The organism is Xanthomonas sp. LMC-A-07 (genome assembly GCF_030208825.1).
GTDB classification, from domain to species: Bacteria; Pseudomonadota; Gammaproteobacteria; order Xanthomonadales; family Xanthomonadaceae; genus Xanthomonas; species Xanthomonas campestris.
The window spans coordinates 221,294-234,829 of the sequence record NZ_JARVTF010000020.1 but is presented as its reverse complement, the minus strand read 5'-3'; the positions used below and the strand labels follow the sequence as shown (position 1 = coordinate 234,829).

General features: G+C 67.1%; 14 protein-coding genes. All 14 read left to right on the top strand.

Annotated elements, in window-relative coordinates:
• Positions 1-241: 241 nt before the first annotated feature.
• Positions 242-691, top strand: a complete 450-nt coding sequence (locus QRM89_RS19590) for a DUF2147 domain-containing protein (protein ID WP_114997528.1) — start codon at positions 242-244, stop codon at positions 689-691.
• A 270-nt stretch (positions 692-961) separates the two neighbouring features.
• Positions 962-3,046, top strand: coding sequence for a methionine--tRNA ligase (gene metG, locus QRM89_RS19585; protein WP_116903236.1), 2,085 nt, complete (start codon positions 962-964; stop codon positions 3,044-3,046).
• A 187-nt stretch (positions 3,047-3,233) separates the two neighbouring features.
• Positions 3,234-3,824 carry an HAD family hydrolase gene (locus tag QRM89_RS19580; RefSeq protein WP_285448758.1) on the top strand — a complete coding sequence of 197 codons (591 nt, stop codon included), beginning with the start codon at positions 3,234-3,236 and terminating at the stop codon, positions 3,822-3,824.
• Positions 3,825-3,835: 11 nt separating this feature from the next.
• Positions 3,836-4,255 carry an Rnf electron transport complex subunit RnfB gene (rnfB, locus tag QRM89_RS19575; RefSeq protein WP_115530071.1) on the top strand — a complete coding sequence of 140 codons (420 nt, stop codon included), beginning with the start codon at positions 3,836-3,838 and terminating at the stop codon, positions 4,253-4,255.
• Positions 4,256-4,728: 473 nt separating this feature from the next.
• The gene (locus QRM89_RS19570; RefSeq protein ID WP_115530070.1) at positions 4,729-5,517 is read left to right on the top strand and encodes a hypothetical protein; all 789 of its coding nucleotides are present in this window, start codon (positions 4,729-4,731) and stop codon (positions 5,515-5,517) included.
• An 82-nt stretch (positions 5,518-5,599) separates the two neighbouring features.
• Positions 5,600-5,968, top strand: coding sequence for a membrane protein (locus QRM89_RS19565; RefSeq protein WP_016944164.1), 369 nt, complete (start codon positions 5,600-5,602; stop codon positions 5,966-5,968).
• A 58-nt stretch (positions 5,969-6,026) separates the two neighbouring features.
• On the top strand, positions 6,027-6,590 hold the full coding sequence (locus tag QRM89_RS19560; RefSeq protein WP_042595946.1) for a sigma-70 family RNA polymerase sigma factor: 564 nt from the start codon (positions 6,027-6,029) through the stop codon (positions 6,588-6,590).
• Entirely contained in the window at positions 6,587-7,426 is an 840-nt protein-coding gene (locus QRM89_RS19555; RefSeq protein WP_042595944.1) for an anti-sigma factor, read from the top strand. Before QRM89_RS19560 ends, QRM89_RS19555 begins: the two co-directional genes overlap by 4 nt.
• 356 nt (positions 7,427-7,782) lie before the next feature.
• Positions 7,783-8,784 carry an acyl-CoA desaturase gene (locus QRM89_RS19550; protein ID WP_228877764.1) on the top strand — a complete coding sequence of 334 codons (1,002 nt, stop codon included), beginning with the start codon at positions 7,783-7,785 and terminating at the stop codon, positions 8,782-8,784.
• Positions 8,781-10,031, top strand: a complete 1,251-nt coding sequence (locus tag QRM89_RS19545) for an FAD-dependent oxidoreductase (RefSeq protein WP_014507204.1) — start codon at positions 8,781-8,783, stop codon at positions 10,029-10,031. Before QRM89_RS19550 ends, QRM89_RS19545 begins: the two co-directional genes overlap by 4 nt.
• Entirely contained in the window at positions 10,025-10,909 is an 885-nt protein-coding gene (locus tag QRM89_RS19540; RefSeq protein WP_285448757.1) for a DUF1365 domain-containing protein, read from the top strand. Before QRM89_RS19545 ends, QRM89_RS19540 begins: the two co-directional genes overlap by 7 nt.
• Positions 10,906-12,201, top strand: coding sequence for a cyclopropane-fatty-acyl-phospholipid synthase family protein (locus tag QRM89_RS19535; RefSeq protein ID WP_011036521.1), 1,296 nt, complete (start codon positions 10,906-10,908; stop codon positions 12,199-12,201). Before QRM89_RS19540 ends, QRM89_RS19535 begins: the two co-directional genes overlap by 4 nt.
• Positions 12,198-12,743, top strand: a complete 546-nt coding sequence (locus QRM89_RS19530; RefSeq protein ID WP_228425922.1) for a DUF2878 domain-containing protein — start codon at positions 12,198-12,200, stop codon at positions 12,741-12,743. The genes QRM89_RS19535 and QRM89_RS19530 overlap by 4 nt, the downstream gene beginning before the upstream one ends.
• Positions 12,740-13,522 (top strand): DUF1295 domain-containing protein, encoded by a 783-nt coding sequence (locus QRM89_RS19525; RefSeq protein WP_076036105.1) that lies wholly within the window; start codon positions 12,740-12,742, stop codon positions 13,520-13,522. Before QRM89_RS19530 ends, QRM89_RS19525 begins: the two co-directional genes overlap by 4 nt.
• Positions 13,523-13,536: the final 14 nt, after the last annotated feature.

The window sequence follows — 13,536 nt, the reverse complement described above, 5'->3', positions numbered from 1 at the left end:
GTGGCTGGTGATCGGCAAGGACACGCAGGGCGCACAGCCGACACGCACAAACGAGCCGAACAGGGCCATGACGACTGACGGGAGGCGCAGCCGGCCCGTCAGCGGAAGCGGCCCAGCGGCGGCATTGCGGGCGCCCGGCATGAATGCATGCCGCAGCGCGGCTTTCCGCCACCATACTCCACGGTATACATTCGCGATCAGGCCGCCGACGGTGGCCACTGCACTCCCTGGGAGGGGACACATGCGCAAGACCTTCAAGACCCTGATGCTGGCCCTGCCGCTGGCCGCCGCCTCGCTGCTGGCCCAGGCCGCCGACTCGCCGGTGGGCCGCTGGAAGACCATCGACGACGAAACCGGCAAGCCCAAGTCGGTGGTGCAGATCGAGCAGGCCGCCAACGGCACGTTGAGCGGCAAGGTGGTCGAGATCCTGCAATCCAACCACGGGCCCAACCCCACCTGCGACAAGTGCGACGGTGCGCTGAAAGGCAAGCCGATCAAGGGCATGACCATCCTGTGGGGCCTCAAGCCCGACGGCACCGCCGTGTGGGGCGGCGGCTCGGTGCTCGACCCGGCCAAGGGCAAGACCTACAAGGCCAAGATCACCCTGACCGACAGCGGCAAGAAACTGCAGATGCGCGGCTATGTCGGCATTGAAGCCCTGGGCCGCACGCAGACCTGGGTGCGCGAGTAGGTCGGGATTCGGGATTGGGGATTCGCAAAAGCAGGCGCCCGTGAGGGCGCCTTTTTTGTTCGTCTCCATTTTTTGTGCGTCTCCATCCGCGCATATCTGTGCGGCGGGAACTGGCAGGCGATGAGCGCCAGCCAATGCAGCCAAACGCTGACGCGCCTCGACAGCACGGCCACCTGGCCCCGCTTTGACCGATTCCCGACTCCCCAATCCCCATCCCCGCCCCTTTCCCGACTAATGCGATAATCACGTGTCCCCCGCATTACGCCCGCCATGACCCGCACCGCACTCGTCACTACCGCCCTGCCCTATGCCAATGGGCCGCTGCATCTTGGCCATCTGGTCGGTTATATCCAGGCCGACATCTGGGTGCGCGCGCGCCGGTTGCGCGGCGACAAGACCTGGTTCGTCTGCGCCGATGACACCCATGGCACGCCGATCATGCTCGCGGCCGAAAAGGCGGGCGTGACGCCAGAGGCCTTCATCGCCAACATCCAGGCCAGCCATGAGCGCGATTTCGCTGCGTTCGGGGTGACCTTCGATCACTACGATTCGACCAATTCGCCGGTCAATCGCGAACTCACCGAAGCCTTCTACGCCAAGCTCGAGGCCGCCGGCCATATCAGCCGTCGCTCGGTGGCGCAGTTCTACGATCCGGCCAAGGGCATGTTCCTGCCGGACCGCTACATCAAGGGCATCTGCCCCAACTGCGGCAGCGCTGACCAGTACGGCGACAACTGCGAAGTCTGTGGCGCAACCTATGCGCCGACCGAGCTGAAAGAGCCCAAGTCGGTGATCTCCGGCGCCACGCCCGAGCTGCGCGATTCGGAGCACTTTTTCTTCGAAGTGGGCCATTTCGACGGCTTCCTGCGGGAGTGGCTGGATGGCGACGTGGCGTTGCCGGGCGTCAAGGCCAAGCTCAAGGAATGGCTGGATGCCGAAGGCGGCCTGCGCGCGTGGGACATCTCGCGCGACGCGCCGTATTTCGGCTTCCAGATTCCCGGCCAGCCCGGCAAATATTTCTACGTCTGGCTGGACGCGCCGATCGGCTACCTGTGCAGCTTCAAGACCCTGTGCGCGCAGATGGGCGAAGACTTCCAGGCGCATCTGGCGGCCGGCACGCAGACCGAACTGCACCACTTCATCGGCAAGGACATCGTCAATTTCCACGGCCTGTTCTGGCCGGCGGTGCTGCATGGCACCGGCCACCGCGCGCCAACCCGGCTGCACGTCAACGGCTACCTGATGGTGGACGGCGCCAAGATGTCCAAGTCGCGCGGCACCTTCGTGATGGCGCGGACGTTCCTGGATGTCGGCCTGGAGCCGGAGGCGCTGCGTTATTACTTCGCCGCCAAATCCTCCGGTGGCGTCGACGACCTGGACCTCAACCTGGGCGATTTCGTTGCGCGGGTGAACGCGGACCTGGTCGGCAAGTTCGTCAATCTGGCCAGCCGCTGCGCCGGCTTCATCGGCAAGCGCTTCGATGGCAAACTGGCTGACGCGCTGCCCGATCCGGCGCAGTACGCGCGCTTTGTGGAGGCACTGGCGCCGATTCGCGAAGCCTACGAGCGCAATGACCCGGCCAGTGCGATCCGCCAGACCATGGCGCTGGCCGACGAGGCCAACAAGTACATCGACGACACCAAACCGTGGGTGATCGCCAAGCAGGAAGGCGCCGACGCGCAACTGCAATCGGTGTGCACGCAGGGCCTGAACCTGTTCCGCCTGCTGGTCGCCGCGCTCAAGCCGATCCTGCCGCGCACCGCCGCCGAGGCCGAGGCCTTTCTGTCGGCACCGATGACCAGTTGGGAGGACGTGAGCCGCCCGCTGACTTGCCATGTCATCCAGCCCTACACCGCCCTGTTCACCCGCATTGACCCCAAATTGATCGACGCCATGACCGACGCTTCCAAAGACACGATGGCCGCACCTGCGGCACCGGCTGCGACTACCAAGCCCGCACCGAGCAAGGCCGACGCAGCGCCCGCCGCCGTTGCGAATCCCCAATCCCCAACCGCCAATCCCGGCTTCATCGGCATGGACGATTTCGCCAAGCTCGATCTGCGCATCGGCAAGGTGCTGGTGTGCGAAGCGGTGGAAGGCTCCGACAAGCTGCTGCGCTTCGAGCTCGATGCCGGCGAGCTGGGCAAGCGCCAGATCTTCTCGGGTATCCGCGCCAGCTACGGCGAGCCGGAAACGCTGGTCGGCCGCAGCGTGGTGTTCATCGCCAACCTGGCCCCGCGCAAGATGCGCTTCGGCATCAGCGAAGGCATGATCCTCTCGGCCGGCTTCGACGGCGGCGCCCTGGCGCTGCTGGACGCCGATGCGGGCGCACAGCCGGGGATGCCCGTAAGGTGAAGCGGGATTGGGGGAGTCGGGATTAGGGATTGGTGGCACGCGAGCCACGCCTCAGCGTTTAAAGCCAAGCCTGGCAACGCTGCCAGCACCGGAACCCGCACTCGATCTCCACAGCTACGTTACTCACTAATCAGCAGACACCGCACTTAGACCAATCCCCACTCCCGAATCCCCAATCTCCGCCCCAATGCAACTCGCCCTGTTCGATTTCGATCACACCGTGACCACCTGCGACACCTACGCGCGGTTCCTGCGCCAGGTGGCCAGCCCGGAACAGCGGGCGGCGGCACGGTGGCAGGTGGGGCCCTGGGTGGCGGGTTATCGGCTCGGGCTGGTGTCGGCGCCGCGCCTGCGCGGGCGGGTGACGCGGCTGGTGTTCACGGGCCGCGCCCTGGACGAGATGCAGACGCACGGCGCCAGCTATGCACGCACCGACCTGCCGGGCGTGTTGCGCCCGGAGGTGATGCGACGCATCGACTGGCACCAGGCCCAAGGCCATGAGGTGGTGCTGGTCTCGGCATCGCTGGACCTGTACCTGCAGCCGTGGTGCACGCAGCATGGCCTGTCGCTGATCTGCAACCGGCTGGAGCACGCGGCCGGCCGGCTCACCGGCCGCTACGCCGATGGCGATTGCGGCCCGCACAAGGCTGCGCAGATTCGCCTGCGCTACGCACTGGCGCAGTACGACTGCGTGCATGCCTATGGCGACAGCCGCGAAGACCGGCCGATGCTCGCACTGGCGCAGCAGCGCTGGTACCGCGGCCAGCAACTGCACTGACACGCCGCGCAATGCCCACCCCGCTCCCCACGCTGGTCGAACGTCTGGACCGCCTGTTGCCGCAGACCCAATGCGGCCAGTGCGGGTTCGACGGCTGTCGCCCCTATGCGCAGGCGATGGCCGAGGGCAAGGCCACGATCGACCACTGCCCGCCCGGCGGCGATGCGGGCGCGCGGGCGCTGGCGCAGGTGCTGCAGGTGCCGGCGCGCCCATATGACCGCAGCCGCGGCACCCATCTGCCCCCGCAGGTGGCCTGGATCGTGGAAGCCGATTGCATCGGCTGCACCAAGTGCATCCAGTCCTGCCCGGTGGATGCCATCGTGGGCGGCGCCAAGCACATGCACACGGTGATCGCCCCGCTGTGCACCGGTTGCGAGCTATGCGTGCCGGCCTGCCCGGTGGATTGCATCGAGCTGCGTGTAGTCGGTTAAGCGCAGCGGTCGAAAACGGCCGCGCAGGTCCGCAGGCGTAGTCCGCGCCTATTCGACGGTGTCCGCGCCCTGCCCGCCAACGGCGATGCCGAGCAGACGGAATGACGGCATCGCCCAAGCGCATGAACCACGCGCCCCAGGGCCCTCTGCGCCTTCGCCTCTACGTGGCGACACGTCGTCAGATCCCCGAATGCCGAAGGGCACTGAGTGAAGCCGGGGGTGGCGAGACGCACATCGCTGAACGCGGTTGTTCGCCCGCTCCAGGCATCAGTATCAGCACCAGCTCCCCACCCCCGCCAGCCTGCCCGCGTCACCCCGACCGACGCCCCACACCGGCCACGTGCGCCGATCACTGTCACAGACGCTCGCCGTCCGCCCATCCCCTGACGTCAGGAACCCCCTGACGCCTCCCGCCGCATCCGTGCTGCGGACGCGCTCGTATGAGGTCAGGACTGTCATCGAGGAACGCGCCGATGCGCCTGCCCGCCGCCGTTACCAAGCTCGCCACGCTTTGCCGCCCCACACCGCCGCTACTGCTATTGGTGCTGGCCTGCTTGCCGCTGGGCGCTGCCGCCGCGGTCACCCGCGTCGACGGCGATGCCTTCGATGGCGACAGCGGTGCGCTGCGCTACCGCGAGTCGCACTGGCTACTCGATGACGGCGGGCGGTTGGTGCTGTACCGCTGCAAGGACGGGCAGCCGTTCGCGCGCAAACAGGTCGATGGCGGCGGCAGTGCGCCCAATTTCAGCCTGGTCGATGGCCGCGATGGCTATCGCGAAGGCGTGCGGCAGCGCGACGGCGTGCGCGAGATGTACCAGCAGCTTCCGGGCAAACCGGAACGCCGCACCGCACTGCCGGCCACCGAGACGCCACGCGTGATCGATGCCGGCTTCGATGCGTATCTGCGCACGCATTGGGCCGCCCTTGGCAGCGCGGCGCAGCAGGTGGAATTCGTGTTGCCCAGCCTGCAGCGGCAACTGACGTTCCGCGTGCAACGCATCGGCGAAACCGCCGGGCAACGCCGCTACAAGGTCAGCCTGGATGCCTGGTATGGCGCGGCGCTGCCGGCCCTGGAAGTCACCTACGCCATCGCCGACAAGCGCCTGCTCGAATTCCGTGGCGTAGGCAATCTGCGCGATGCCAATGGCCGCTATCCGCGCGTGCGCATCGTGTTTCCCAACACACCGGCGCAGCCGGCCAACGCCGAGTCGCTGCGCCAGGCTCGCGAGCAACCGCTGGTTGCGCGATGCGACGTGCCGTGAGCACCGCCGCCCTCTTCACACCCGCCCACACGCGCTTGCGTACAACGGCCCGGGCAGCCCTTTCCCCTGCAGGAGCATCGTCATGGCCAAGGCCTATCTCTGGATCAACGCAGTGCTCTATGTCGTCCTGGCGATCTGGTGCACTCTCTCGCCAAGCAAGACCGCCACGGCGGTGGGCTACACGCAGCTGTCGCCGGCTGGCCAGTCCGAATACCTGGTCATCTATGGCGGGCTGCAGTTGGGCATGGCCTTCCTGTTCGGCTATTTCGCCTGGATCGATCAACCGCGCACCGGCCTGCTGGTCGCACTGGCGTTCTACGTGCCCATCGTGCTGTTCCGCACCGTCTCGCTCTCGCGCCTGTGGCCGGTCTCCGCGCCAACGATGGCACTGGCGGGTGTGGAAATCCTGCTGCTGCTCGCCGCCGTGCTGCTGTGGTTCAAGCACCGATGAAAGACTCTTTCGGCCCAGTCCGGTACGATCGGCGCCACCTCCGCCAACGCCCGACCGCATGAGTGCCATTCCTGGCCACGACGACGATGAGACCGGACGCCTGCTCACCGCAACGGCGGGCGGCGACCGCCACGCCTTCGAAGCGTTGTACCGGCAAACCTCGCCCAAGCTGTTCGGGGTGTGCCTGCGCATGATCCCGCAGCGCGCCGAAGCCGAAGAAGTGCTGCAGGACGTGTTTACGCTGATCTGGCACAAGGCCGGGCAGTTCGACCCGAGCCGTGCGCGCGGGCTGACCTGGCTGGCGATGATTGCGCGCAACAAGGCCATCGACCATCTGCGCGCCACCGCGCAGCAGCGCCGTAACGTGGCGTTGGACGATGCCGGCGAGCTGCGCTCGGCCGATGCCTCGCCGTTGGAACGCGCCGAACGCCTCACCACGCGCCGCCGCATCGATCACTGCCTGGCCGAACTGGAACCGCCGCGCAGCGAGCTGATCCGCACTGCGTTCTTCGAAGGCATTACCTACGAAGAACTGGCCGAGCGCACCGATACGCCGATTGGCACGGTCAAAAGCTGGATCCGCCGGGGTCTGGCCAAACTCAAGGCATGTCTGGAACGATGAGCACGCCCTTCCCCATCGACCAGGAACCACCCCGCGACGTGCTGGCCGGCGAGTATGTGCTGGGCCTGCTCAGTGCCGACGACCGTTTGGCCGTGGAGCAGCGCATCGCCACCGATGCGCAGTTCGCGCAGGCAGTGGCGCAATGGCAAGAACATCTGGCGCCGCTGCTGGAAGAGATCGCCGCGGTGACACCGGCCGACCAGGTCTGGGCGCGTGTGCGCCAGGCACTGGGCTTCGATACACCGTTGCATGCGGTGCCCGCACCAGGCGTGCAGAGCCCGGCGCCACCGGCGGCGGTTCCGCTATGGAACAGCGTGCGCTTCTGGCGCTGGGCCAGTGCCGGTGGCCTGGCCACTGCAGCAGTCTGCGTGCTGGCCTTGCTGAGTGTGCGCACCCCGCCGACCGCGCCGCCATCTGGCCCGGTGCAGAACACGCCGATCGTGCAGACACCGCCGGCCAAGCCGCCGGTCACTCCGCCGGCAACCGGCATTGCGATGACCTCCACACTGGCCACCGCCGATGGGCGCCCGGGCTATGTGGCGTTGATGGATGCCGACAAGCAGGTCATCACCGTGACGCCGCTGGATCGCACCGCCACCGCCGGCAAGGTGCCGGAATTGTGGCTGATCACCCCCGATGGCAAGGCGCACTCGATGGGCGTGTTCGACGACCAGCGTGCGCGGCGTGCGTCGATCCCGGCGCCGTTGATGCCGATGCTCAGCAACGAGGCGATCCTGGCCGTCACCCTGGAACCACCGGGTGGTGCGCCGGGCGGCGTGGCCACCGGCACCGTGGTGGCCAAGGGCGGCATCAGCACGTTGGCCATGGCGCCTTGATCGCCTGAGTGCAGCGGCATCCGTCAAAGGATGCCGCTGGCAGCGTCATTGGCAAACACCTCGCGCGCCGTCGTCCAGCAGCACGGACCATGCGCACGCACGGCATCGTTCGAGCGAGCTGCTGCACCTGCGCACCGTCAGCGCCTGCCGCGCAGCCGTGCAGCCGTTTTCTTCTTCTGGCAAAGCAGACTCGTCCGCGCGCACGCGCTTTGCGCGGATGTTTTTGTGTGCGCCGCCACGCGAATCGCTTGCGTTCCCAACCGTAGACGCCGGATGCGTGCGACGATCAAGCGGACTGGTGCATCTGTTTGTCGGCAGCATCCGTAAAGGGTCCCATCCACCACGGAGAACCATGCGTGCCGAGCTCTGGACTCGACCCCCGCGTCGCACCAACGCCCCACCCCGCCACCCCGCCACAGCGCGCGGGCAAGGCCGGGCGGTTCGGCAGCCTGCGTCGCTGGGTGGATTCGCAAACCGACGAACCGCTGGACGAAGCCCGCGCGGACCGCATCGACTGGCTGCGCGCGCTGCCGTTCATCGCCTTGCATCTGGCCTGCTTTGCGGTGTTCTGGGTCGGTACGTCGTGGTTCGCGGTCGGCATGGCGGTGGCGCTGTACGCGCTGCGCATGTTCGCGCTGACCGGGTTCTATCACCGCTATTTTTCGCACCGTGCGTTCAAGACCTCGCGCGTGGTGCAGTTCGTGTTCGCCGCCATCGCTGCCACCTGCGTGCAACGTGGGCCGCTGTGGTGGGCCGCACACCATCGCAACCATCACCGGCATACCGACACCGGGCGTGACCCGCATTCGCCGGCACAGCACGGCTTCTGGTGGAGCCATACCGGCTGGTTCCTGACGCCGCGCAATTTCCGCACCGATTGGGAAGTGATTCCGGATCTGCGCCGCTTCACCGAGCTGCGATTTCTGGACCGCTTCGACATCGTGATGCCGGTGCTGCTAGCACTGGGACTGTACCTGCTGGGCGACTGGCTGGCGGATGCGGCGCCTGGCCTGCACACCAATGGCGCGCAGTTGCTGGTGTGGGGCTTCGTGCTGTCCACGGTGGCGTTGTTCCATGCCACCTTCACCATCAATTCGCTGGCGCACCGCTTCGGCAGCCGGCGCTTCGACACCCGCGACGACAGCCGCAACAACTGGCTGCTGGCGCTGCTCACCTTCGGCGAAGGCTGGCACAACAACCATCATTTCTTTCCCGGCTCGGCGCGCCAGGGCGTGCGCTGGTGGGAATACGACATGACCTGGTACGGGCTCACGGTGATGTCGTGGGTGGGCCTGGTATGGGATCTCAAACCGATGCCCGCCATGCTGACGCGACGCGCCGGACGGGTGGCGCGATGAGCGGTGGCAGGATCGCGGTGGTCGGCAGTGGAATCGCTGGCCTGGGCGCCGCATGGCTGCTGTCGCGGCGTTACGAAGTGACGCTGTTCGAGGCCGCCGATTATCTCGGCGGCCACACGCACACCCACGACATCCAGCTGGAGGGCCAGCGTTACGCGGTGGACAGCGGCTTCATCGTGTTCAACCCGCAGCACTACCCCTTGCTCACCCGGTTGTTTGCCGAAATTGACGTGGCGTCGCAGTCCACCACCATGAGTTTTTCGGTGCACGATGCGCGCAGCGGGCTCGAATACAACGCCGGCTCGCTGGGTGGACTGTTCTGCCAGCGCCGCAACCTGCTCAGCCCACGCTTCTGGGGCATGCTGGCCGACCTGCGGCGTTTTTACCGGCAGGCGCCTGCGGTACTGACCAGCGACGAGCGTTTCAGCACGTTGGGCGAGTACCTGCACCGGCACGGCTATTCGGACACCTTTCGCGACCAGCACCTGGTGCCGATGGCCTCGGCGCTGTGGTCCTCGCCCTCGCAACGCATTCTCGAATTTCCGATGGGCCAGTTGATCGGCTTCATGGCCAATCACCACATGCTGCAGATCAGTGGCCGGCCGCAGTGGCAGGTGGTGCGCGGTGGTTCGTCGAGCTATGTGCGCGCGTTGCGTCGGCGTTGGCAGGTGCAAGAGCGCTTGTCCACGCCGGTGCACGCCGTCCGCCGGGCCGGCAACGGCGTGGTCGTGACCTCGTTGCGCGGCGACGAGCACTTCGACGAGGTGGTGCTTGCCTGCCATGCCGACGATGCATTGGCCTTGCTCAGCGATGCCACGCCTGCCGAACAGCAGATCCTGGGCGCCATCACCTACCAGAACAACGACACCGTGCTGCACACCGATGCCAGCGTGCTGCCGCGCGACCGCCGCGCCTGGGCGGCCTGGAATGCGCATGTGCCGGCCGACCCACAGGCTCCGTGCACGGTGAGCTACTGGATGAACGCGCTGCAGTCGATCAACGCACCGCAGCCGTTCATCGTCAGCCTCAATCGCGACCAGGACATCGCACCGGAGAAAGTGCTGCGCCGCATGCGCTACCGCCACCCGGTGCAGAATGCCGCCGCACTCGATGCACAGGCACGCAAGGCACAGATCCAAGGCCAGCGGCACACCTGGTTTGCCGGCGCGGCATGGGGCTTCGGCTTCCACGAAGACGGCCTGCGCAGCGGCGTGGACGTGGCGCACGCACTGGGAGTGCCGTGGTGACCCAGCTGCTGCGCGAAGCGATCACCGATGCCGTTCCACTGCCGCCCACCGAGGGCGGTGGTGCCGGACGGCTGCACGGCCCGTTGCGCAGCGCCATCTACACCGGCTGGGTGCGGCACCGCCGCTACGCCCCCAAGCCGCTGCAATTCCGCTACCGCCTGTTCCTGATGTATCTGGACCTGGCCGAGCTGGAGCACGTCTTTGCACGCCGCTGGCTATGGTCGGTGGGCCGCGCGAATCTGGCGCAGTTCCGCCGCAGCGACTACCTGGGCGACCCTCAGGTGCCGCTGGACCAGGCCGTGCGCGACTGCGTGCAGGCCCACACCGGCGACCGCCCGGAGGGTGCGATCCGCCTGCTCACGCACCTGCGCTACTTCGGCCATGTGTTCAATCCGGTCAGCTTTTACTACTGCTTCGACCGCCACGACGGGCTGCGCTGGATCGTTGCCGAAATCACCAACACGCCCTGGCAGCAGCGCCACACCTATGTGCTGCCGGTGGCGCAGGCGCGCAGCCATCGCGACGTGCATGCCTGGCGCTTCGATAAACGCTTCCACGTGTCGCCGTTCATGGGCATGCAGCACCACTACGACTGGCGCTTCAGCGTGCCCACCGAACACCTGCGCGTGCACATGGATGTGCTGGATGCCATCGAAGCCACGCCGCAAGTCCCTGCGCAGCAGGCGCGCCGCTTCGACGCCACGCTGGTGCTGCAGCGCCAGCCGCTGACCGCAGGCACGCTGGCGCGCACGCTGCTTGGCTACCCCTTGATGACCGTGCAGGTGGTGCTGGCCATCCATTGGCAGGCACTGCGCCTGTGGCTGCGCGGCAATCCCATCCACGATCACCCCACTCCGCCTGTGCGAGAACGCTCATGAGTGCCACCTCCCTGCCCGACACTGCCGCGCCGCGCGCGGCCTCGTGGACCGATCGTCTGTTGCGCAAGCGGCTGCTGGCCACACTGGGCGACCTGCGCGATGGGCAGCTGCAGCTGCATGAAGCCGATCGCGTCACCACGCTCGGCAATGCCAGCGGCACGCAGGCGCTGCAGACCCAGTTGCGGGTGACCGACCCGCGCTTCTATCGGCAGGCCGCGCTCAACGGCAGTGTCGGCGCTGGCGAGGCCTACATGGATGGCGATTGGCAGTGCGACGACCTGGTGACGCTGATGCGCCTGCTGCTGCGCAACCGCGACCGATTGGACGCGATGGAAACCGGCACCGCCCGCCTGGGTGGCTGGGCCATGCGCAGCCTGCATACGCTGGCACGCAATACGCGCAGCGGCAGCCGGCGCAACATCGCGGCGCACTACGACCTGGGCAACCCGCTGTTCCGGTTGTTCCTGGATGCCAACCTGATGTACTCATCGGCCATCTTCGTCGATGGCGAAGAAGCGCAGGGCGAGGCGGCGCTCGAGCGCGCAGCCACCCGCAAGCTGGAACGCATCTGCGAAAAGCTGCGCCTGGGGCCGCAGCACCATGTGGTGGAAATCGGCACCGGCTGGGGTGGGTTTGCACTGCATGCCGCACGCGAACATGGCTGCCGCGTCACCACCACCACCATCTCGCGCGAACAGTTCGAACTGGCCACCCAGCGCATCGCTGCAGCCGGCTTGAGCGAGCGTGTGACGGTGCTGCTGCGCGACTATCGCGACCTGGAAGGCCACTACGACCGCGTGGTGTCGATCGAGATGATCGAGGCCATCGGGCACCAGTACCTGGACACCTACTTCGCCAAGGTCGGCAGCCTGCTGACCGACGAGGGCGAGGCGCTGATCCAGGCGATCACCATCGAAGACCATCGCTATGCGCAGGCGTTGCGCTCGGTGGACTTCATCAAGCGGCACATCTTCCCGGGCAGCTTCATTCCCTCGGTGGCGGCGATGACCGGCGCCATCGGCCGCGCCAGCGACCTGCGCCTGTTCAATCTGGAAGACATCGGCCCCAGCTATGCGCTGACCCTGCGTGCGTGGCGGCAGCGCTTCATGGCGCAACTGCCGCAGGTGCGCGCACTGGGCTACGACGAGCGCTTCATCCGCATGTGGGAGTTCTATCTGGCCTATTGCGAAGCCGGTTTTCTGGAACGCTCGATCGGCGATGTGCATCTGTGGTTGAGCAAGCCCGGCGCACGTCCGCCGCAGTTCGTGCCCGGGTTGAGCAGCGCCGCATGAAGCAGCTGGGCAACTACGTCGGCTTGCAGGTGCTGTGGCTGGTGGCGGTCAGCTCAGCCGCGCGTGGGCGGGTGTGGCCCACGCTGCTGGCGTTGGCGCTGTTTGCGCTCTACCAGCTGTGGCCCACGCGGCGCGCGCGTGGCGACTGGCAGTTGCTGCTGGCCGCCATCGCACTGGGGCTGTTGCTGGACACCACACTGGCCGCAGGCGACTGGGTGCGCTACGCCGCGCCGTGGCCGGGCAGCGTGCTCGCACCTGCGTGGATCCTGGCGCTCTGGCTGGGATTTGCGCTGACGCTCAATCATTCACTGGCAACGGTCATGCAGCGCCCCTGGCTGGCGGTTGTGCTGGGCGCGGTCTTCGGGCCGCTGTCGTACTGGCTGGCCGAGCGCAGCTGGCAGGCCATCGAATTGCTGGCACCGCAGCGCAACGCGCTGCTGGCGCTGGCGATTGGCTGGGGCGCGGCCTGCGGCCTGCTCTCGCTGTATGCCCGCCGCCTGGCACGCCCCGCCTTTGAAACCATCACTGGAGACCCGCAATGACTGTCTGGCCGCTGCTGCATGTCGGCGTGTTCGCCGCCGTGGTGATGGTGTTGGGTTGGCTGTGGCAACGCCGCAGTGGCAACGCCGGCCCGGTGGACGTGTTATGGGCGGGCTGCCTGGCGGTTGCCGCGCCTTACTGCGCGTGGATGTCCGATGGCGCGCTGCTGCCACGCGTGCTGGTGGCGGTGCTCGGCGGCGTATGGGGCGCACGGCTTGCCTGGCACCTGGGCGTGCGTGTGTTCGGCGACCCCCACGAGGATGGCCGCTACCGCGCCCTGCGTGAGCACTGGAACGGCGATCAGCGCAAGTTCCTGGGCTTTTTCCTGGCCCAGGCGGTGGTGGTGGTGTTGTTCTCGGTACCGTTCCTGGCCGCGGCCAGCAACCCGAACCCGGCATGGAGCGTGTGGAGCAGCCTGGCGATTGTGGTGTGGTTGATCGCTGTCGGCGGCGAGGCGCTGGCCGACCGGCAGTTGTCTGCGCACAAGGCCAACCCGGCCAACCGCGGCAAGACGTGTCGCACCGGGCTCTGGCGCTATTCGCGGCATCCCAATTACTTCTTCGAATTCGTGCATTGGTTTGCGTACTTGGCCCTGGCGGTCGGTGCGGGGCCGTGGCCGGTGGCGCTGTGTGCGCTGGGCCCGGTGGTGATGTTCGTGTTCCTGTATCGCTTCACCGGCATTCCCTATACCGAGCAGCAGGCACTGCGCTCGCGTGGCGAGGACTACGCCCAGTACCAACGCAGCACCAGCGCATTTTTCCCGCTTCCCCCTTCATCCTGATTCGCCTGGAGAGT